The following is an 18,601-nucleotide window of genomic DNA, read 5'->3' on the forward strand; positions in this document are numbered from 1 at the left end:
CATCGAGCGGCCTTTTCGTTGCAGCGCGTGCTTACACCATCGGATCGCCCACATGCAGGATCTTCATGGTGTTGGTGCCGCCGGTGCCGTGGTAGCTGTCGCCCTTGGTCAGGATCACCCAGTCGCCGGGCTCGACCACGCCGCGCTTGAGCAGCTCGTCCACCGCCGCCTGGCTGACCTTGTTGGCCGGCAGGGAGGCCGGGTCGAACGGCACGGTGTAGACGCCGCGGAACAGCGCCACGCGAGCCTGGGCCTCGCGGTGCGGGGTGAAGGCGTAGATCGGGATCGACGAGCGGATGCGCGACATGATCAGCGGGCTGTAGCCGCTCTCGGTCAGGCTGATGATGGCTTTCACGCCCGGGAAGTGGTTGGCGGTGTACATGGTGGCCAGGGCCACGCTCTCGTCGCAGCGTTCGAAGGTGCGGCCGATGCGGTGGCTGGATTTCTGACTGGTCGGGTGCTTCTCGGCGCCCAGGCACACACGGGCCATAGCCTCAACGGCTTCCACCGGGTATTCGCCGGCGGCGCTCTCGGCCGAGAGCATCACGGCGTCGGTGTAGTCCAGCGCGGCGTTGGCCACGTCCGACACTTCGGCGCGAGTCGGCATCGGGCTGTGGATCATCGACTCCATCATCTGGGTCGCGGTGATCACCGCTTTGTTGTAGCGGCGGGCGTGGGCGATGATCTTTTTCTGGATGCCGACCAGCTCGGCATCACCGACTTCCACACCGAGGTCGCCACGGGCCACCATCACCGCATCGCTGGCGCGGATCAGGCCGTCCAGCGCGGCATCGTCGGCCACTGCTTCTGCGCGTTCGATCTTGGCTACCAGCCAGGCCTTGCCGCCGGCTTCGTCGCGCAGGCGGCGGGCCAGTTCCATGTCCGCGGCATCACGCGGGAAGGACACGGCCAGATAGTCCACCTCCATCTCGGCGGCCAGCTTGATGTCGGCTTTGTCCTTCTCGGTCAGGGCGGGGGCGGTCAGGCCACCACCGCGGCGGTTGATGCCTTTGTTGTCCGACAGCGGGCCGCCGATCACCACACGGCAGTGCAGTTCGTCGGCGCCCTTGAGTTCGACGCGCATCACCACGCGGCCGTCGTCGAGCAGCAGCTCGTCGCCCACGTCGCAGTCCTGGATCAGCGCCGGGTAGTCGATGCCGACCACTTCCTGAGTGCCTTCGGTGCGCGAATGGCTGGAGGACAGGCGGAACAGGTCGCCTTCTTCGAGTTCGATACGTTTGTGGGTGAACTTGGCGATACGGATCTTCGGACCCTGCAGGTCGCCAAGCAGGGCAACGTGGCGGCCGTGCTTGGCGGCCAGTTCGCGCACCAGCGTGGCACGGGCCTTGTGATCTTCGGGGCTGCCGTGAGAGAAGTTCAGACGGGCGACGTCGATGCCGGCGACGATCAGTTGTTCCAGCACTTCCGGCGAGCTGCTGGCCGGGCCGAGGGTGGCGACGATTTTGGTGCGACGCAGGGTCATGCGGTAACTCCATTCTCTATGCGTGCGGCGAGGCTACTACGGCCTTTCACTGTAGTCATTGTTCGCCTGCACTACGCAGCGCTGATTTGCTGGTGAACGCTCGGCCACTGCAGGAAAATGCCAGCCAGCCGATACCCTGCGCAATGGAGGAACCGACCATGCGTACCCTGATCCTGTTTCTTGCGGTGGCCAGCCTGGCTGGCTGTAATCGCATCTCCCTTGATCGTCATTTGGACGATGCCTATCGCCACTACAACAAGGGCGATTGCGAGCAGGCCATGCTCGACCTCTCGCGCGCCGAACGTACCAGCCGCTCGCGCAGTTATGTGCAACCGGAGATCTCCCTGCTGCGCGGGCAGTGCCTGGAGCGGCAAAACCTGTTCGTCGATGCGGCGCAGACCTACGAGTTCATCCTGCGCCGCTATCCGGCCAGCGAGTATGCCTACCGCGCCCGTGCGCGACTGGAGACTCTGCGCCAGCTTGGGCATTATTCGGCCAGCGAACCGGCCAAGGCGTCTCCTGCATCCCTCTGATGTGGCCGCCAGTCGGCGCATCATCAGGGAGTTTTCAGCGCGGCTAAGCTGCGTGTAGGGAGGGTTGCCATGCGTCATCTGCTCGTCGTGTTCTTGCTCGTTCCGGCCATGGCCAGTGCGCAAATCTATCGCTGGACCGATGCCCAGGGGCGTGTGCATTTCTCCGAGAGACCCGGCGGGGCAGGCGCTGAGCAGGTTGAGGTGCGGCCGCAAGTCGTGGAGCGTGATGCTGCCACCCGCGAGCGTGAGGAGCGCAGCCAGAAGTATTTCGACGCGCGCCGCGACGAGAAAGCCCAGGCTCAGTCACGTGCGGCCTCTTCCCGTGCCGAACGCAACAAGGAGTGCGGCAAGTTGCGCCATCAGCTGAGCCAGATTGAGCGCGATGGCCGCTACTTCACCACCGATGCCAAGGGAGAGCGCAGTTATATCAGTGCGGATGAAGTCGAGGCGGTCCGCAGCCGTTTGTCGTCTCGAATTGCCGCACGGTGTGGCTAACTCTGGTACTGCGCTGCCTCTGCGACCATACTCGAAACCTCGCCCATAGCGATTGGCCATCATGCATATCCAGCGCCGTATCGACCGTCACCAGCTGCCTTACTACCTCAAGGTGTTCAATCGCGTCACCGACAAACCCATGGGCTATATCGGCAATGTGTCGCTGGACGGGTTAATGCTGATCAGCCAGTACCCCATGCTGGTCTGCGCGCGTTTCGACATGCGCCTGAAGATCCCTGGCCAGGACGGTCGTATTCATCACATTGATTTCGCCGCCACCTGCCAGTGGAGTCGCGAAGACATCACGCCTGGCACCTATGATTCGGGTTTCGCCCTGGTCGCCCCGCCGGCGGAGTATGTCGAGATGGTCGATGCCCTGCGACTGTACTTCAGCTTTCATCCCCTGGCCGCCTCGGCCTGAATCCGTCTAGTTGAAGGGCGGCAGGATGATTTCGTCGCTGCGGCGGATCCCCGCGGTCATTTCCCGGCAGAGCTCGAGAAACTCGCGCATCGCGGCGGTCTGGTACTTCTGTTTGTGCCAGATGAAGTAGAACTGGCGGATCAGATCCAGCTCCGGTGTTGCCACGGCCACCAGGCTACCTCGGCGGAAGGCATCGCGCAGTGCCAGGCGTGAGATGCAGCCGATGCCCAGGCCTGACTCGACGGCACGCTTGATCGCTTCGGTATGTTCCAGTTCCAGGCGGATGTTCAGTTGGGCCGGGTGGTGGCGCATGGCCTGGTCGAAGGTCAGGCGTGTGCCGGAACCCTGCTCACGGAGAATCCAGGCCTCCCGCGACAGCTCCTCCAGGCTCGCCGTGCCGCGCTCGGCCAGGGGGTGCTGCGGGGCGCAGAACACCACCAGTTCGTCTTCCACCCAGGGTTGGACCTCGATGTCCGGGTGCTGGCAGTCGCCTTCGATCAATCCCAGATCCAGCTCGTAGTGGGCGACCTGCTGCACCACGTTGGCAGTGTTCTGTACGTGCAGCTTGAGGCGGCATTCGGGGTGGCGCTGCATGAAGTTGCCGATCAGCAGGGTCGCCAGATAGTTGCCCACGGTCAGCGTGGCGCCGACTTCCAGCAGACCGAAGCCGGTCTTGCCGCTGAGCAGGCGTTCGATCTCTTTGGCCTGGTCGAGCAGCGCTACGGCCTGGGGCAGCAACTGGCGACCGAGCGCGTTGAGCGACAGGCGCTTGCCGGCACGATCGAATAGCTGGCAGTCGGACTGGCGCTCCAACTCGCTGAGCGAGGTGCTGGCGGCGGATTGCGAGAGGGCGAGTGATTCGGCGGCGCGGGAGACGCTCTCCTGCTTGGCCACGGCGACGAAGACTTCCAACTGTCTGAGTGTGAATCGCATATCTATATAACCAATATTCCATATCTTGATAATCCACTTAACAGATATTGTGCGCTTGCCTAGAATGGCGCGCAATCCTGCCGAGTCGGGCAGAGCGATCTATCAAGGAATTCAGCATGAGCAATATGAACTCGGAGCGTGTCGTCAGTGTGCATCACTGGAACGACACCCTGTTCAGCTTCAAATGCACCCGTGATCCGGGTCTGCGCTTCGAGAACGGCCAGTTCGTCATGATCGGCCTGCAGCAGCCCAACGGCCGCCCGCTGATGCGTGCCTACTCCATCGCCAGCCCGAACTGGGAAGAGCACCTGGAGTTCTTCAGCATCAAGGTGCCGGACGGCCCGCTGACCTCGCAGCTGCAGCACCTCAAGGAAGGCGACGAGATCATCATCAGCAAGAAGCCCACTGGCACCCTGGTGCTCGATGACCTCAACCCCGGTAAGCATCTGTACCTGCTCAGCACCGGAACCGGTCTGGCGCCCTTCATGAGCGTGATTCAGGACCCGGAAACCTACGAGCGCTTCGAGAAGGTGATCCTGGTACACGGCGTGCGCTACGTGAACGAAGTGGCCTACCGCGAGTTCATCACCGAACACCTGCCGAAGAACGAGTTCTTCGGTGATGCGCTGAAGGAAAAGCTGATTTACTACCCGACCGTGACCCGCGAGCCGTTCGAGAACCAGGGGCGCCTGACCGACCTGATGCGCAGTGGCAAGCTGTTCGAGGATATCGGCCTGCCGCCGATCAACCCGCAGGACGACCGCGCCATGATCTGCGGCAGCCCGAGCATGCTCGACGAGACCAGCGAAGTGCTCGACAGCTTCGGCCTGAAGATTTCTCCGCGTATGCGCGAGCCGGGCGACTATCTGATCGAGCGTGCCTTCGTCGAGAAATAAGCGCCAAGTGTTGCGACAACAAACCCGCCAATCGGCGGGTTTGTTGTTTCTAAAGGCCTAGTTCGGCCAGGGCTTTCTCCAGGCGCTTTTCACGCGCCGTACGCGCAATTTCCAGCAGTTTGCCATCGCGCTGCCAGAGGCTGCTCCACTCTTCGGGTCCGCTGGCCATGGCGGCATCGACGGCCGCGCGCAGGCTGGCGAACTGGGTAAACAGGCCGGCCAGCAGCAGGTGGCAGCTGGCGGCGCTCGGGCACAGGCGGGCGACTTCGGCGCAGCCGGCCAGCAGCCCGAGCAGGCGCAGTTGCAGCTCGCGTGGCCAGTGACTGTCCTGACCCACACCGTACAGCCAGGCGCATACCGCGCTCAGTACATGCAGATCCTCGATGGTGCGGAAGGGCTTGGCGTAGGCGTCCCAGCCATCGCCCGGCAGGCGCTCGCAGTGCGCGCGATCCAGGTGCAGGCGGCCATGGCCAATGTCCGGCATCAGCGGCAGCGCCGGCAATGGCTCGATATGAACCCCCGGATCGCCGTTGCGCACCACGCCCATGGCCAGGCGCGGCGCGGCGCCGGCTTCCTCCTCACGGGCGACGACCAGCAGCCAGTCGGCCGCCTCGGCGGCGGTCACGAAGTCCTTGCGCCCGGAGAGGTGCAGATCCTCCAGGCGGGTGCTCATGTCGGCTGGGCGCGTGCTTTTGTTCTCGGTCACGCACAGGGCGCCAAGGCTGTGCGGTGCGGCCGGCCAGAGCGCGCGCAGGGCGGCCTGGTAGCCGGCAAGGAAGGCCAGCCCCGGGGTGGCGGCCAGGCGCCCGCCAAGCAGGGCCAGATTGAGCGGTGTGCTGTCGCCGACACGCTCCAGCAGGGCGGCGTACCAGTCCTCCAGGCTCATTGCCGGCAGGCGGTCACGGGTGTGCAGCAGGTTTTGCCAGGGCATCGGGGCAGTCCTCGTTGTCTGTCATGCAAGCATCACCAAACCTTCATGGGGGTGACACCGGGTCTTCCTAGCCTGAGCTTGCCCAACAACATCGACCGGCCGCAACCCATTGCCAGGCTGGCTCACGGAGGCTACTCGATGACCCAGATCGCCCGCACTGCCGAACGTCGTCTGCAAGCCGAACGTCTGATCGGCCCGGCTGCACTGCGCGAGGCCCAGACACTGCGCTACGCGGTATTCAGTAGCGAATTCGATGCCAAGCTCAAGGGCGCCGAGCTGGGCCTGGATATGGATGACTACGACCCGCACTGCCAGCACATTGGTGTGCGTGACCTCAGCAGTGGGCGTTTGGTGGCCACCACCCGCCTGCTCGATCACCATGCGGCTGCCAGCCTGGGGCGCTTCTACAGCGAAGAGGAGTTCAGCCTGCATGGCCTGGCCCATCTCGAAGGCCCGGTGCTGGAACTGGGGCGCACCTGTGTCGACCCGGCCTACCGCAACGGCGGCACCATCGCGGTGTTGTGGAGCGAGCTGGCGGAGGTGCTCAACGAGGGTGGCTACCGCTACCTGATGGGTTGCGCCAGCATTCCCATGCAGGACGGCGGTATCCAGGCCCAGGCGATCATGCAGCGCCTGCGCGAACGTCACCTGTGCACCGAGCACCTGCGCGCGGAGCCAAAGAACCCGCTGCCCAGCCTGGATATCCCGAGCAACGTCATCGCCGAGATGCCGCCGCTGCTCAAGGCTTATATGCGCCTGGGGGCCAAGGTGTGCGGCGAGCCCTGCTGGGATCAGGACTTCCAGGTCGCCGACGTGTTCATCCTGCTCAAGCGCGACGAGCTGTGCCCGCGCTATGCCCGTCATTTCAAGGCAGCGGTGTGATGTGGATGAGCAGGTTCCGGCTGTTTCTGCGCCTGGCGCGCCTGGCTGTGGTCTTGCTGCTGGGGCTGATACTGGCGAGCTTTGTCGCGCTGTTGGAGCGGCTGCGCCGTCACGACCTGATGGATCTGCGCCAGCGTCTGACCTGCTGGTACCTGCGCCGTTTGAGTGCGGCGCTGCCGTTCGAGGTTGAGGTGCAGGGCGAGCTGCCCGCCGAGCCGATGCTGTGGGTCAGCAACCATGTGTCCTGGACCGATATCCCGCTGCTCGGTCAGTTGATGCCGCTGTCGTTCCTGTCCAAGGCCGAGGTACGTACCTGGCCACTGGCCGGTTGGCTGGCGCACAAGGCCGGTACGCTGTTTATCCGTCGCGGTTCGGGCGACAGCACCTTGCTGGCGCGGCAACTGCACCGCCACCTCAATGCCGGTCGCCACCTGCTGATCTTTCCCGAGGGCACCACTACCGACGGCCAGCAGGTGCGTACTTTTCATGGTCGCCTGCTGACTGGCGCCATCGAGGCCGGTGTTGCCGTGCAGCCGGTGGCGATTCGTTATCGGCGTGGCGGCGAGCACGATGTACTGGCGCCTTTCATCGGTGATGATGACCTGCCGTCGCACCTGCTGCGCCTGTTCCGTGCCGAGCGGGCGCGAGTACAGATCCAGTTGCTCGCGCCGATTGCCAGTGCCGGGCTGGAGCGCAATGCCCTGGCCCGTCAGGCGCAGCATGCCGTGCACTTCGCCTTGTTCGGTGCGGCAGAGGAGCCGGGCCGGCAGGCGGCCTGATGCCCGCTTTGCGACTGCAAAGGCTCTGGCTGGCTTGATCCAGGTCAGTAAGCGGAGCCTTGTTCTGGCTTAAGGTCGCCTCGCCATTTTTTGCGAGGTTTCCATGCGCCGCGAGCCCATCGTGCTGTTCGATAACGGTAGCCACAAATGCCTGATGTTCGATGACCTGGTCAGCGGCGAGGGCGTGCAGTCCAACCAGTTCCTGATCATCGATCACGACCAGTACCTGCTGCTCGATCCGGGTGGCGACCTGACCTACACACCCTTGTCGCTGGCGTTGTCCCAGCACATTCCGGTGCAGGCGCTGACCTACATCTTCGCCTCGCACCAGGACCCGGACATCATCGCCTCGCTGGACAAGTGGCTGCTGCACACCCGCGCGCGGGTGATCTGCTCCAAGCTGTGGGCGCGCTTCCTGCCGCACCTGACGGCCAACTACCTGGCCCTGAGCCATGGCATCAATACCTATGACCGCATCGTCGCGCTGCCGGATCGAGGCCAGTCTTTCACCCTGGGCAAGTGCCAGCTCAAGGCCGTGCCGGCGCACTTCCTGCACTCGGTGGGTAACTTCCAGTTGTACGACCCGGTGAGCAAAATCCTGTTCTCCGGCGATATGGGCGCGTCGCTGGTGGATGACGCCAGCCCGGTGCTCGACTTCGTCAACCACATCCCCCACATGGCGGGTTTTCATCGGCGCTACATGGCCAGCAACAGGGCGTGCCGCTTCTGGGCGCAGATGGTGCGCGAGATGGAGGTGGCGCAGATCGTGCCGCAGCACGGTCGGCCCTTCGTGGGCGAGGCAATGATCGGTGCTTTCCTCGACTGGATCGAGCACCTGGAGTGCGGGCTCGACCTGATGACCCAGCAGGACTATCGCCTGCCGGACTGATTCGTCCCCCTGATCGGCGTGATCGGCGCTATTGCCGTCATGTCGGGCGTGCTAGCGTCGGCTCCTCATCAACTGTCGCGAGCGAGCCCGATGTTGCGTGGAATCTTTATGGCCGGATGCCTTGTGGCTGCTGGCCCTGTATTGGCCGAAACCTGGCCCGCTGCGGACTGGCAGAGCCAGCCAGCCGCGGAAACGCCTGCCGCGCAGGCCCTGGATGACTATGCCTTTCCGCTGCGTGACGACGTCACGCGCAAAGGCGTGCGTACCGATGCGCTGCTGGTGATCAAGGACGGCGTCATTGTCCACGAGCGTTATGCCGCACCGACCAGCGCCCAGTCCGCGCATTTGACCTGGTCGATGAGCAAGAGCCTGTTCGCCAGTGTGCTTGGCGTGGCCTACGGCGAGGGGCGCTTCAAACTGGACGATGCGGTTGCTCAGCATTACGCCCCTTTTGCGGCTCACCCCGATGTGAAGATGGGGCACCTGCTCAACTGGGCCTCCGGCCTGGACTGGCAGGAGGATTACGAATACGCCCCGTTGAAGTCCTCCGTGGTGGCCATGCTCTATACCCGCGGGCGCGGCGACATGGCCGCCTTTACCGCGACTCATGGCCTGGGGGCTGTACCGGGAACGCGTTTTCGTTACTCCAGCGGCGACAGCAATGTGCTGGGCGCCAGTCTCAAATCCATGCTTGGTGAGCAGGCCTACGCCGACTACCCCTGGACTGCGCTCTTCGAACCGCTGGGTATTCGCTCCGCCGTGTGGGAGCGCGATGCCAGCGGCACGTTCGTGGCATCGTCCTATGCCTACATGACGGCACGGGATCTGGCGCGAGTCGGCCTACTGATGCAGCGTGGCGGTCGCTGGGGCGAGCGCCAGCTGTTGCCGCAGAGTTGGGTGGCGTTCAACCGCACGCCCTTTGCCAACTACCAGCCCGATCCGCAAGAGCCACGTCGCGCCGTACCGGGAGGACAGTGGTGGCTGAACACTGTGGTGGAAGGCATGCCACTGCCGTGGCCGGATGCCCCTGATGATAGTTTCGCGGCACTGGGCCACTGGGGACAGGCGCTGTATGTGATGCCTTCGAGGCAGCTGGTCGTGGTGCGTTATGCCGATGATCGCGACAAGAGCTTCAACGATAACGAACTGCTCAAGCGTGTCCTGGCTGCTTATGGAGAACAACCATGATCCGTCGTCGCCCGTTTCTCTCGGTGTTTCTTGCGCTGCTCGTGGGCCTCATCGTGCTGGCCTGGAGCAATCGTGCGCACCTGGCGGCCTTTCCCGGCATCCTGCCTGCCTATGCCGCCAAGGAGTACTGCTCCTGTCGTTATGTCACCGACAACCCAGCCGAGTACTGTGAGGGCTATGTCGAGCAGTATGTGCCGCTAGGTGAGCTGCGTGATGATGCCGAGCGCAAGCAGGTCACGGCTTCGGGGCTTGGGCAGACGCGCGTGGCGATGTGGCGCGATCAGCGCAGTGGCTGCGTATTGATGCCGGACGAGCACGCCTTGCCGCACTGATCGACTTCTCCTGCAGCGCGCAGATGCGTTTTGCCATGCCTGCCTCAATCGCGGCTGAAGCCGCTCCCACATTGCCGCTCTGTCTTTGTGGGAGCGGCTTCAGCCGCGATCAATCCGGATAGCTGCCCAAGGTTGCAGCTGCAGTGAGAGGCCGCCAGCCGCGCCCGATCAACGTGACAGATGCGCTGTGTTCAACCGCGCGGTGAGTTGGTACTTGTGGTTTGGCAAGGCCGGCCGGGGCCGCTATCGTTGCGGGCAAATGTAACGAAAGTGAGCCCATGGTCAGATTTATTCCAGCATTGCTCGCCTGTTGCCTGGCCCTGCCGGCGCAGGCTGACTGGTACCTGGACAATGAGTCCTCGCGCCTTTCCTTTATCTCCACCAAGGCCGGCAACTTCTCCGAGGTACATCGTTTCCTCACGCTGCACGGCCGCATTGACGCAAAGGGAGCGGCCCGTCTGCGCATCGAGATGGACTCTCTGAACACCGGTATTCCGGTACGCGACGAGCGTATGCGCAGCCTGCTGTTCGACGTCGAGCAGTTTCCCGATGCCCTGGTCATGGCTCAGCTCGACCTCGGCCCCATGACCGATCTGGCTCCCGGTGCCCAACTGGAGATACGACTGCCGGTACAGGTGCAGATCCGTGACAGGAAACACGGCTATATGGCGGAGCTACTGGTCACCCGCCTGGATATGCACCGTTTTCAGGTCGTTACCCTGGCGCCGCTGGTGCTGCACGCCGAGCACTTTGGCCTGGAGTCTGGCGTCGAGGCGCTGCGCAAGGTCGCTCGGCTGGAGTCCATCAGCCTGTCGATACCGGTCGGCGCGGTGATGATCTTTACCTCGCGATGAGTGGCGACATCTTTCCCTGGAAAGCAGGCAACGCCTTTGAGCTGCTGGTCGATGGTGGCGCTTTCTTTCCGGCCATGCTGATCGATATCGCCTCGGCGCAGCACATGGTGCTGCTTGAGCTGTATCTGGTGGAGGACGGGCATTGCAGCGCGGCTTTGGTCGAGGCCCTGTGCGTCGCCGCCATGCGTGGCGTGGAGGTACGCTGCCTGTTCGATGGCTTTGGTGCGCTGCGTTTCGGTCAGGCTCAGCGTCAGCGCCTGGCTGAGGCCGGCGTACATCTGCGTTATTACAACCCGTTACGCTGGCGCCGAGGTGTGCGCAACCTGTATCGCGATCACCGCAAGTTGCTGGTGGTGGATCAGCGCTGTGCCTACACCGGCGGTACCGGGGCCACCGATCAGTTCTGGACGACCGAAGCGCAGCAGGCGGTGTGGCATGACGTCATGGTGCGCATCGAGGGGCCGCTGGTGGCGCACTGGCAGATACTCTTCGACATCCAGTGGCTGGCCAGTGAGGGACGTCGGCCCTGGAAACCTGGCCAGGCACCCGGGCTAGCCCATCTGCCGCCGGTTCCGCCAGCGGGGCAGGGCATGGGCCGTGTGGCCTACGCCGATGCCAGTCAGCACCTGGACATTGTCCAGTCATTGCTGCGCAGCATCGGTCACGCCAAACGCCAGGTGTGGTTGGCGACCCCTTACTTCCTGCCCAGTCGCAAGGTTCGGCGCTTTCTGATGCGCGCTGCAGCACGCGGCGTGGAAGTGCGCCTGCTGTTGACCGGCCGCAATACCGATCACCCGCCCGTGCGCTATGCCGGCCAGCGCTACTACCCGAGGCTGCTCAAGGCCGGGGTGCGTATCTTCGAATACCAGCCGCGCTTTCTGCACTTGAAAATGGTGCTGGTGGATGACTGGGTCAGCATCGGCTCCTGCAATTTCGACCACTGGAATCTGCGTTTCAACCTGGAAGCCAATGTGGAAGCCTTAGATCCGCAGCTGACACAGGCTGTGAGCGCCTGTTTTATCAACGACTTCGAGCAGAGCCGCGAGATCACCCTGGAAGACTGGCAGCGCCGCCCGCTGCTCAAGCGCATTCGTCAGCGCCTGTGGGGCTGGCTGGATCGGCTGGCAGTGAACCTGCTCGACCGGCGCCGCTAGGCTGTTGCGCCGCGATTTCGGTTCAGGCACCTGGCTTCTGCTTCTGTGGGAGCGGCTTCAGCCGCGATTGGGGCAGCGCCAAGAGCACCGCGGCTAAAGCCGCTCCCACAAAATGTCGCCTGAGCGCTGTAGGAGGGGCCTTGGCCGCGACGCATCTGCACTCGGCCAAGGGAGAACCATGGCCGTCAGCTTTACCAGCCCGGCACCCCACTCATGTCCGGCAGCTGGTGAGCGATACCCTTGTGGCAGTCGATGCAGGTGGCCTCGCCGCTGGCCAGCGCGGTGGAGTGCATCTGCCGGGCGCGCTGGCTCTGCTTGGTGAAGTCCATGTAGTCGAAGTTGTGGCAGTTGCGACATTCCAGCGAGTCGTTGGCCTTGAGCCGTGCCCATTCGTGTTCGGCCAGTTCGCGGCGTTTTTCCAGAAACTTGTCGCGCGTGTTGATGGTGCCGAAGATCTTGCCCCAGACCTCCTTGGAGGCCTGCATCTTGCGCGCGATCTTGTCCGTCCACTGGTGCGGCACGTGGCAGTCCGGGCAGGTGGCGCGCACCCCGGAGCGGTTGCTGTAGTGGATGGTGTCCTGCAACTCCACGAAGACGTTGTCGCGCATCTCATGACAGGAGATGCAGAATTGCTCGGTGTTGGTGGCCTCCAGTGCGGTGTTGAAGCCGCCCCAGAAGATGATGCCGGCGATAAAGCCGCCGAGCGTGAGAAAGCCCAGGCTGTAGTGCACGCTTGGGCGGCGCAGGATGCCCCAGTAGTCCTTGAGCAAGGCGAACAGTGCCTTCATGACGCCTCCTCAGGGCTGCTTGGAGGTGCCATCGACGGCGTCGCGCAGCACGTCGTCGATGGTGCGGAAGCGGTTTTCCACCAGCGGTTTCACCTCTTTCTGCGGTACATGGCACTGCACGCAGAAATAGCGGCGTGGCGATACCGCCGCCAGGACCTGTCCGTCGCGATCCATGTAGTGGGTGATGCTGATCATCGGCGCCTGGCTGACGGCGCTGCCCGCGCGGCTATGACAGGCCAGGCATTTATTCGCGTCGCCGGTGATCTGGTAGCCGCGGATGCTGTGGGGAATGGTCGGGGGCTGTTCGGGGTAATTGCGTTCGCGCTTGATGTCCTTGTTCTCGTCCGCGGGGATGACCGGAGTCGGCAACTCCTGGCTGATTGTGCCGCCGGGACGACGGCCGTCCGGCGCCGGCGCATCCAGCGGGTACTCGGCGGCCTGGGCCAGGCCGGCGAGCAGGAGTAAGGCAAGAGGCAGGGTCTTCATGATCAAGCTCCTCAGGCCAGGCTGACCAGTTCGATGCGCACCGCGCACTTCTTGTAATCGGTCTGCTTGGAGATCGGGTCGGTCGCGTCCAGGGTGACCTTGTTGATCAGCTTGTTGGCATCGAAGAAGGGCACGAACACCAGCCCCTGCGGCGGCTTGTTGCGACCGCGTGTTTCGATGCGCGCGCGCATTTCGCCGCGCCGGCTGATGACCTTGACTTCGCTACCACGGCGCACGCCCAGCTGTTTGGCATCGTCCGGGTGCATGTACACCAGGGCATCGGGTACGGCGCGGTAGAGTTCATCGACCCGCTGGGTCATGGAGCCGGTGTGCCAGTGTTCCAGTACCCGGCCGGTGCTGAGCCAGAACGGATAGTCCTTGTCTGGCGCCTCGGCCGGCGGCTCGTAGGGCAGGGCGAAGATGATCGCCTTCTTGTCCGGGTGGCCGTAGAACTGCACGTCGCTGCCTTTCTCCACGTAGGGGTCATAGCCCTCGCGGTAGCGCCAGCGGGTTTCCTGGCCTTCCACCACGGGCCAGCGCAGGCCATGGGCTTCGTGGTAAGTGTCGAAGGGTGCCAGGTCGTGGCCGTGGCCGCGGCCGAAGGCGGCGTATTCCTCGAACAGGCCTTTTTGCAGGTAGAAGCCAAAGGCGTCGACTTCGTCGTTGGCATAGCCCTTGGCCAGTTCGCTGCTGGGGAAGCGATCGACATTGCCGTTGCGAAACAGCACCTCGTACAGGCTCTTGCCCTTGTATTGCGGGGCTTTGGCCAAGAGTTCGGCGGGCCAGGTGTCATCGGTAGTCAGGCGTTTGGAGAACTCGACCAGTTGCCACAGGTCGGAGCGGGCCTCGCCGGGTGCCTTGACCAACTGATGCCAGAACTGGGTGCGTCGCTCGGCATTGCCGTAGGCGCCTTCCTTTTCCACCCACATGGCACTGGGTAGGATCAGGTCGGCAGCCTGGGCCGAGACGGTGGGGTAGACGTCCGATACCACCACGAAGGCGTCCGGGTTGCGCCAGCCGGGCAGCACCTCCTGCATGATGTTGGGGCCGGCCTGCATGTTGTTGCTGGCCTGCGTCCAGTAGAAGCGCAGCACGCCGTCCTTGAGCATGCGGCTCTGCTGTACCGCGTGGAAGCCGACCTTTTCCTGGATGGTGCCGGCGGGCAGCTTCCAGATCTTTTCTGCGGTGGCGCGGTGTTTCGGGTTGGTCACCACCAGGTCGGCCGGCAGGCGATGGGCGAAGGTGCCCACCTCGCGTGCGGTGCCGCAGGCCGAGGGCTGGCCGGTGAGTGAGAAGGGGCTGTTGCCCGGCTCGCTGATCTTCCCGGTGAGCAGGTGGATGTTGTAGATCAGGTTGTTGGCCCACACGCCGCGGGTGTGCTGGTTGAAACCCATGGTCCAGAACGACACCACCTTGCGCTTTGGGTCGGCATACAACTCCGCCAGGGCCTTGAGGCGCTCGGCGGGCACGCCGGACTCCTTGGCGGTACGCTCCAGGGTGTAGGGTTTGACGAAGGCGGCGAACTGCTCGAAGGAGATATCGCTCCAGGTATTGGCCTTGTCGGCGTTCTTGGCCTGCTGTTCGCGCGGATCATCCGGGCGCAGGCCGTAACCGATATCGTCGGCGCCCTGGGCGAAGCGGGTGTGTTTGTTGACGAAATCCTGGTTGACCGCGCCCGACTCGATGATGTGGTTGGCGATGTAGTTGAGGATCAGCAGGTCGGTCTGTGGCGAGAACACCATGGGGATGTCCGCCAGGTCGAAGCTGCGGTGTTCGAAGGTGGATAGCACGGCGACCTTGACGTGTGGATAGCTGAGGCGGCGGTCGGTAACCCGGCTCCACAGAATCGGGTGCATCTCGGCCATGTTCGAGCCCCATAGCACGAAGGCGTCGGTAGCCTCGATGTCGTCGTAGCAGCCCATCGGCTCGTCCATGCCGAAGGTGCGCATGAAGCCCATCACCGCCGAGGCCATGCAGTGGCGGGCGTTAGGGTCGATATTGTTGCTGCGCAGCCCGGCCTTCATCAGTTTGTTGGCGGCGTAGCCTTCCCACACCGTCCATTGCCCCGAGCCGAACATGCCGACCGATTCCGGCCCGTTGGCCTTGAGCGTGGCCTTGAGCTTCTCCTCCATGATGTCGAAGGCCTGTTCCCAGGTAACCGGCTGGAACTCACCCTGCTTGTCGTACTGGCCGTTCTTCATGCGCAGCAGCGGCTGGGTCAGGCGGTCGACGCCGTACATGATCTTCGACAGGAAGTAGCCCTTGACGCAGTTAAGGCCACGGTTGACCTCGGCCTTGATGTCGCCGTGGGTGGCCACCACCTGGTTGTCCCTGGTCGCTACCATCACGCTGCAGCCGGTGCCGCAGAAGCGGCAGGGGGCCTTGTTCCAGTCCAGCGTGGTCATGTCGGCATCGGTCACCAGGTTGCTGGCGCTGGTCACGATCGGCAGCCCGGCTGCCGCCGCCGCAATGGCAGCGGCCTGGGCCTTGGCGAACTCACGACGAGTCAGTTTCATCAGGCATCTCCTTCTGCACCGAGCATCTCGTGGTAGACGAGTGCGGCGTTGAGCACACCGGGCAGGCTGCTGATCTGCTCCAGACGGGTGAGGATCTGGCTTTCGCTCTCGGCTTCGAGCACCACCACCAGCTTGCCCTCGGGGCTTTCCTGGTGCAGTTCCAGGCCGGGCAGCAGGCGCAGGTTGTCTTTCAGGCTGGTTAGATATTGCGGGCGCGCATGCACCAGCAGGCTGGCGATATGCAGGGTTGCATCCATGAACAATGCTCCTGCGGACTCAGGCGGGAGGCCCGGGCGGGCCAGTGAGGATTTGCAGGAACCAGATGACGAAGCCGTAGCCGCCGACGATGGCGACCGAGAGAATGGGGAACAAGCAGATCACCAGGAACAGAAAGAGCCTGGTTTCCTTGGCCTTGGGCACATGGTTGGACATGCCGTGAGTCTCCAGAAGGCGAGCATCTGGAGATTAGACCCTGTTTTTTATGGGGACAAATGCCCTGTGGCGATTAGCCGGCTGCGCTTGAGACTTGCCCATGCCGCAGAAGCGGCATTGGCCAATGCCAGAGCTACCCCAGCCGCTCTTGCTGTTCGTAGAAGGGGCCATCCGTATTGGCTGCGACCGTCTCAGCCTCGGTGCTGCCTGCCTCGCGGCCAAGGCCCCTCCTACAAAAGCGGTTTACCTGATAGCTCCCATGCTCTGTGTCACTACGGGATTGCGTGTGCGAAGTAGCTCAGGTGGACGCAGAGCGTCGAGGGCTGCAAATGATCGGATTTGTTGCACTGCTGTTTGTCGAGCAGATTGATGTTTTCTGTTCCGCCCTGCTGGGCGGGTCACTTTTGTCAGTCGCGACAAAAGTAACCAAAAGCGCTTGCCCCACCATCCGGCCCTACGCTTCGCTCCGTGTTCGTTCGCTCCATCGCCGCTCCAGGGGCACGCCGCGAAGGGCCATCCTTGGCCCATCGCGTCTCTCGCGGCATCCATGCCGCTCAACCCCTTCCGCAACGATTCCACTCACCCTACTGAAGGGGCGTTTGGTGCTGCCTGAAAGTCAGCGGTTTACCCGATAGCTCCCACGCTCTGTGTCACTACGGGATTGCGTGTGCGAAGTAGCTCAGGTGGACGCAGAGCGTCGAGGGCTGCAAATGATCGGATTTGTTGTACTGCTGTTTGTCGAGCAGATTGATGCTTTCTGTTCCGCCCTGCTGGGCGGGTCACTTTTGTCAGTCGCGACAAAAGTAACCAAAAGCGCTTGCCCCACCATCCGGCCCTACGCTTCGCTCCGGGTTCGTTCGCTCCATCGTCGCTCCAGGGGCACGCCGCGAAGGGCCATCCTTGGCCCATCGCGTCTCACGCGGCATCCATGCCGCTCAACCCCTTCCGCAACGATTCCACTCACTCTACTGAAGGGGCGTTTGGCGCTGCCTGAAAGTGAGAGGGAAGGGTATGGCGCTCGGAGTGTGGATGTGACCAGCACGTAGGTTGGGCTGAGCATCGCGAAGCCCAACGTGGTTGGCTGTTGGGCTTCGGCGCTTTGCGCCTCAACCCAACCTACGGCTACCAGCTGCTTCCTAGTCCACCACGATTGTCGCAGCCTGGCAGGCGGATGCAGAGCGTCGAGGGCTGCATTCCCACGCGGAGCGTGGGAATGATCGGGCTGGCAGGCGCCTCGGAGCTTGAGTCCCCGTCAGTAGGCCGAGTGGAGGTGTTGCGCAGGGGGACGAGCCGCATGGATGCGGCGAGAGGCTTAAAGGGCCATGGATGGCCCTTGTAAGCCGGCCCCCGGAGCGGCACCGGAAGGAGGGGAGTCTGGCCGTAGGCCAGACCCGGATGTCGGGGTGCCCTTCTCTTTGGTTACTTTCTCTTGGGCACACAAGAGAAAGTGACTCGCCGTAAGGGCGAAAAGGGAGGACTGGTTTGGCGCAGTGGCTCAGAAAATAAATCTGTCCCCTTTTCCGCTTTTCTCATTTTAGAACGGTATGTCGTCGTCGAACTCAGCAATGTCAGAAATGTCTTTAAGGGCTATTAGCTTTTTGTCCCAAGTGTCTGGGGTGTAAACCTTTAATTTCAAGTCATCATCGAATATGTCGCTTTTTATTTTTAGAAGTTTCCTAGGTGTTACGCTGGGATTTATCCACTCCCAAATATTTTTGTTGTCCCACTCGCTTTCATCTATGGCTGAAAATTGACGCGCCAGAAGGAGGTCGTTTAATTCATCTAGGTTGGTAAAAAATACCCTGTATGGGATTTTTAATAACTCTCGGATCTGAGAGAATGCAGGATGGTTGCTTAAGAGGATTTCCTTGAATGCTTGGTCGCCATTTTTCCTTTCTTCGATCAAAAAGCTGACAAGTTGATTTAAAGTCTTTGCGGTTGATTTTATTTCGTTTAATGCGGTTATTTCTTTTTGTTTTGAACTCTCAGATAAAAGCCTCTGGAATAGGCCGGACCACTGCTCTTTTAGGTAGTCGGTGATGTCTGAGGTTGTTTCAAAGCTGGCGATGGGGTTGCCAATAGGTAGGTTGTTTATTTCATCTATGAAATTAAAGATTCTTATGTCGTCAACAGAGGCATATGAAATGTCTTTGTTTTCTTTGTTGCGTTCGTATGTTCTGAATTCGTTAAAAACGCTTTTGTCTATGAATATGTACACTTGTTTTCCGAGTTCTATGGCTGTGCGTAGCTCGGTGTTGGATATCGAGTGTATTTCGGTCTTTGCGGATTGGCTGCCAAATCTTCCGCCGATAATTGATATTAGAATGTCTGATATTTGAATTTCTTTGTAGCAATATTCTTCTAGTTTTTCTCTGTTGCCATAAGGGATGTGGCCTCTCTCGTTGAGAATTGGCTCATAGCCTTGAACTTTTATGAAGCGCTCTAAATCTGCTCGCAGATTTTTTTAAATCAAAGTATGTCGAGCTTATAAAGATGCGTGGTTTTGCCATGAGTTAGCCCTCCCCCCAAAAAAAGCCCCGCACTAGGCGGGGCTTTTAGTTTCTCTCGCTACCCCGAACATCCGTAATCAGGTAAAGCGCTTCTAATCT

The 18,601-nt window shown here is 62.0% G+C and carries 20 protein-coding genes and 1 pseudogene; 11 read left to right on the plus strand and 10 right to left on the minus strand.

Features of this window, described 5'->3' with window-relative positions:
• Window positions 1–31: 31 nt before the first annotated feature.
• Window positions 32–1,483: a pyruvate kinase gene (pyk, locus tag ACF8C6_RS05405; RefSeq protein WP_277692073.1), complete on the minus strand. Its 1,452-nt coding sequence runs from the start codon at window positions 1,481–1,483 to the stop codon at window positions 32–34.
• Between the two features lie 158 nt (window positions 1,484–1,641).
• Here pyk and ACF8C6_RS05410 point away from each other — a divergent pair, with 158 nt between their 5' ends.
• The 3 genes from ACF8C6_RS05410 (at window position 1,642) to ACF8C6_RS05420 (ending at window position 2,932) form a co-directional block, all read left to right on the plus strand.
• Window positions 1,642–2,016 (plus strand): tol-pal system YbgF family protein, encoded by a 375-nt coding sequence (locus ACF8C6_RS05410; protein WP_392498350.1) that lies wholly within the window; start codon window positions 1,642–1,644, stop codon window positions 2,014–2,016.
• Window positions 2,017–2,085: 69 nt separating this feature from the next.
• Complete coding sequence (locus tag ACF8C6_RS05415; RefSeq protein ID WP_392498351.1) at window positions 2,086–2,511, plus strand: DUF4124 domain-containing protein; 426 nt, start codon at window positions 2,086–2,088, stop codon at window positions 2,509–2,511.
• A 61-nt stretch (window positions 2,512–2,572) separates the two neighbouring features.
• Window positions 2,573–2,932: a PilZ domain-containing protein gene (locus ACF8C6_RS05420; protein WP_392498352.1), complete on the plus strand. Its 360-nt coding sequence runs from the start codon at window positions 2,573–2,575 to the stop codon at window positions 2,930–2,932.
• Between the two features lie 6 nt (window positions 2,933–2,938).
• Here the strand turns inward: ACF8C6_RS05420 and ACF8C6_RS05425 are convergent, their stop codons facing one another.
• Complete coding sequence (locus ACF8C6_RS05425) at window positions 2,939–3,865, minus strand: LysR family transcriptional regulator (protein ID WP_277692063.1); 927 nt, start codon at window positions 3,863–3,865, stop codon at window positions 2,939–2,941.
• A gap of 116 nt (window positions 3,866–3,981) precedes the next feature.
• On the opposite strand from ACF8C6_RS05425, the gene fpr reads away from it, so the two are divergent.
• Entirely contained in the window at window positions 3,982–4,761 is a 780-nt protein-coding gene (gene fpr, locus ACF8C6_RS05430) for a ferredoxin-NADP reductase (RefSeq protein ID WP_392498353.1), read from the plus strand.
• Window positions 4,762–4,810: 49 nt separating this feature from the next.
• Here the strand turns inward: fpr and ACF8C6_RS05435 are convergent, their stop codons facing one another.
• On the minus strand, window positions 4,811–5,692 hold the full coding sequence (locus ACF8C6_RS05435) for an acyl-CoA dehydrogenase family protein (protein WP_392498354.1): 882 nt from the start codon (window positions 5,690–5,692) through the stop codon (window positions 4,811–4,813).
• A gap of 138 nt (window positions 5,693–5,830) precedes the next feature.
• On the opposite strand from ACF8C6_RS05435, the gene olsB reads away from it, so the two are divergent.
• The 7 genes from olsB (at window position 5,831) to ACF8C6_RS05470 (ending at window position 11,770) form a co-directional block, all read left to right on the plus strand.
• Window positions 5,831–6,574, plus strand: a complete 744-nt coding sequence (gene olsB / locus ACF8C6_RS05440) for an L-ornithine N(alpha)-acyltransferase (RefSeq protein ID WP_392498355.1) — start codon at window positions 5,831–5,833, stop codon at window positions 6,572–6,574.
• Between the two features lie 5 nt (window positions 6,575–6,579).
• Window positions 6,580–7,353, plus strand: coding sequence for a lysophospholipid acyltransferase family protein (locus ACF8C6_RS05445; protein ID WP_392498356.1), 774 nt, complete (start codon window positions 6,580–6,582; stop codon window positions 7,351–7,353).
• 103 nt (window positions 7,354–7,456) lie between these two features.
• Complete coding sequence (locus ACF8C6_RS05450; RefSeq protein ID WP_392498358.1) at window positions 7,457–8,242, plus strand: MBL fold metallo-hydrolase; 786 nt, start codon at window positions 7,457–7,459, stop codon at window positions 8,240–8,242.
• Window positions 8,243–8,332: 90 nt separating this feature from the next.
• Window positions 8,333–9,430 carry a serine hydrolase domain-containing protein gene (locus ACF8C6_RS05455; protein ID WP_392498359.1) on the plus strand — a complete coding sequence of 366 codons (1,098 nt, stop codon included), beginning with the start codon at window positions 8,333–8,335 and terminating at the stop codon, window positions 9,428–9,430.
• A complete protein-coding gene (locus ACF8C6_RS05460; protein WP_392498360.1) occupies window positions 9,427–9,762 on the plus strand; it encodes an amidase in 336 nt (111 codons plus the stop codon). Before ACF8C6_RS05455 ends, ACF8C6_RS05460 begins: the two co-directional genes overlap by 4 nt.
• 278 nt (window positions 9,763–10,040) lie before the next feature.
• A complete protein-coding gene (locus ACF8C6_RS05465; RefSeq protein ID WP_392498361.1) occupies window positions 10,041–10,616 on the plus strand; it encodes a YceI family protein in 576 nt (191 codons plus the stop codon).
• Window positions 10,613–11,770 carry a phosphatidylserine/phosphatidylglycerophosphate/cardiolipin synthase family protein gene (locus tag ACF8C6_RS05470; protein ID WP_392498362.1) on the plus strand — a complete coding sequence of 386 codons (1,158 nt, stop codon included), beginning with the start codon at window positions 10,613–10,615 and terminating at the stop codon, window positions 11,768–11,770. Before ACF8C6_RS05465 ends, ACF8C6_RS05470 begins: the two co-directional genes overlap by 4 nt.
• A gap of 191 nt (window positions 11,771–11,961) precedes the next feature.
• Here ACF8C6_RS05470 and ACF8C6_RS05475 read toward each other — a convergent pair whose 3' ends face one another.
• From ACF8C6_RS05475 to ACF8C6_RS05505, 7 genes and pseudogenes are all read right to left on the minus strand, one after another.
• Entirely contained in the window at window positions 11,962–12,558 is a 597-nt protein-coding gene (locus tag ACF8C6_RS05475; RefSeq protein WP_392498363.1) for a cytochrome c3 family protein, read from the minus strand.
• A 9-nt stretch (window positions 12,559–12,567) separates the two neighbouring features.
• Entirely contained in the window at window positions 12,568–13,044 is a 477-nt protein-coding gene (locus ACF8C6_RS05480) for a nitrate reductase cytochrome c-type subunit (protein WP_392498365.1), read from the minus strand.
• Window positions 13,045–13,055: 11 nt separating this feature from the next.
• Complete coding sequence (gene napA, locus ACF8C6_RS05485; RefSeq protein ID WP_392498366.1) at window positions 13,056–15,560, minus strand: nitrate reductase catalytic subunit NapA; 2,505 nt, start codon at window positions 15,558–15,560, stop codon at window positions 13,056–13,058.
• Window positions 15,560–15,817: a chaperone NapD gene (locus tag ACF8C6_RS05490; protein ID WP_392498367.1), complete on the minus strand. Its 258-nt coding sequence runs from the start codon at window positions 15,815–15,817 to the stop codon at window positions 15,560–15,562. The genes napA and ACF8C6_RS05490 overlap by 1 nt, the downstream gene beginning before the upstream one ends.
• A 19-nt stretch (window positions 15,818–15,836) precedes the next feature.
• Complete coding sequence (gene napE / locus ACF8C6_RS05495) at window positions 15,837–15,992, minus strand: periplasmic nitrate reductase, NapE protein (RefSeq protein ID WP_392498369.1); 156 nt, start codon at window positions 15,990–15,992, stop codon at window positions 15,837–15,839.
• 1,534 nt (window positions 15,993–17,526) lie between these two features.
• A complete protein-coding gene (locus ACF8C6_RS05500) occupies window positions 17,527–18,210 on the minus strand; it encodes a hypothetical protein (RefSeq protein WP_392498370.1) in 684 nt (227 codons plus the stop codon).
• A gap of 30 nt (window positions 18,211–18,240) precedes the next feature.
• A pseudogene (locus tag ACF8C6_RS05505) lies at window positions 18,241–18,450 on the minus strand (DUF4062 domain-containing protein); the annotation flags it as partial.
• Window positions 18,451–18,601: the final 151 nt, after the last annotated feature.

The organism is Pseudomonas sp. zbq_18, from assembly GCF_043102245.1.
Lineage (GTDB): Bacteria > Pseudomonadota > Gammaproteobacteria > Pseudomonadales > Pseudomonadaceae > Aquipseudomonas.

What these genes read in the sequence shown, in the direction of transcription:
- olsB (WP_392498355.1), top strand. Translation starts at nt 5,831, where the DNA reads ATGACCCAGATCGCCCGCACTGCCGAACGTCGTCTGCAAGCCGAACGT.
- ACF8C6_RS05470 (WP_392498362.1), top strand. Translation starts at nt 10,613, where the DNA reads ATGAGTGGCGACATCTTTCCCTGGAAAGCAGGCAACGCCTTTGAGCTG.
- fpr (WP_392498353.1), top strand. Translation starts at nt 3,982, where the DNA reads ATGAGCAATATGAACTCGGAGCGTGTCGTCAGTGTGCATCACTGGAAC.
- napE (WP_392498369.1), bottom strand. Translation starts at nt 15,992, where the DNA reads ATGTCCAACCATGTGCCCAAGGCCAAGGAAACCAGGCTCTTTCTGTTC.
- ACF8C6_RS05420 (WP_392498352.1), top strand. Translation starts at nt 2,573, where the DNA reads ATGCATATCCAGCGCCGTATCGACCGTCACCAGCTGCCTTACTACCTC.
- ACF8C6_RS05475 (WP_392498363.1), bottom strand. Translation starts at nt 12,558, where the DNA reads ATGAAGGCACTGTTCGCCTTGCTCAAGGACTACTGGGGCATCCTGCGC.
- ACF8C6_RS05435 (WP_392498354.1), bottom strand. Translation starts at nt 5,692, where the DNA reads ATGCCCTGGCAAAACCTGCTGCACACCCGTGACCGCCTGCCGGCAATG.
- pyk (WP_277692073.1), bottom strand. Translation starts at nt 1,483, where the DNA reads ATGACCCTGCGTCGCACCAAAATCGTCGCCACCCTCGGCCCGGCCAGC.
- ACF8C6_RS05480 (WP_392498365.1), bottom strand. Translation starts at nt 13,044, where the DNA reads ATGAAGACCCTGCCTCTTGCCTTACTCCTGCTCGCCGGCCTGGCCCAG.
- ACF8C6_RS05415 (WP_392498351.1), top strand. Translation starts at nt 2,086, where the DNA reads ATGCGTCATCTGCTCGTCGTGTTCTTGCTCGTTCCGGCCATGGCCAGT.
- ACF8C6_RS05445 (WP_392498356.1), top strand. Translation starts at nt 6,580, where the DNA reads ATGAGCAGGTTCCGGCTGTTTCTGCGCCTGGCGCGCCTGGCTGTGGTC.
- ACF8C6_RS05425 (WP_277692063.1), bottom strand. Translation starts at nt 3,865, where the DNA reads ATGCGATTCACACTCAGACAGTTGGAAGTCTTCGTCGCCGTGGCCAAG.
- ACF8C6_RS05410 (WP_392498350.1), top strand. Translation starts at nt 1,642, where the DNA reads ATGCGTACCCTGATCCTGTTTCTTGCGGTGGCCAGCCTGGCTGGCTGT.
- ACF8C6_RS05450 (WP_392498358.1), top strand. Translation starts at nt 7,457, where the DNA reads ATGCGCCGCGAGCCCATCGTGCTGTTCGATAACGGTAGCCACAAATGC.
- ACF8C6_RS05460 (WP_392498360.1), top strand. Translation starts at nt 9,427, where the DNA reads ATGATCCGTCGTCGCCCGTTTCTCTCGGTGTTTCTTGCGCTGCTCGTG.
- napA (WP_392498366.1), bottom strand. Translation starts at nt 15,560, where the DNA reads ATGAAACTGACTCGTCGTGAGTTCGCCAAGGCCCAGGCCGCTGCCATT.
- ACF8C6_RS05465 (WP_392498361.1), top strand. Translation starts at nt 10,041, where the DNA reads ATGGTCAGATTTATTCCAGCATTGCTCGCCTGTTGCCTGGCCCTGCCG.
- ACF8C6_RS05490 (WP_392498367.1), bottom strand. Translation starts at nt 15,817, where the DNA reads ATGGATGCAACCCTGCATATCGCCAGCCTGCTGGTGCATGCGCGCCCG.
- ACF8C6_RS05455 (WP_392498359.1), top strand. Translation starts at nt 8,333, where the DNA reads ATGTTGCGTGGAATCTTTATGGCCGGATGCCTTGTGGCTGCTGGCCCT.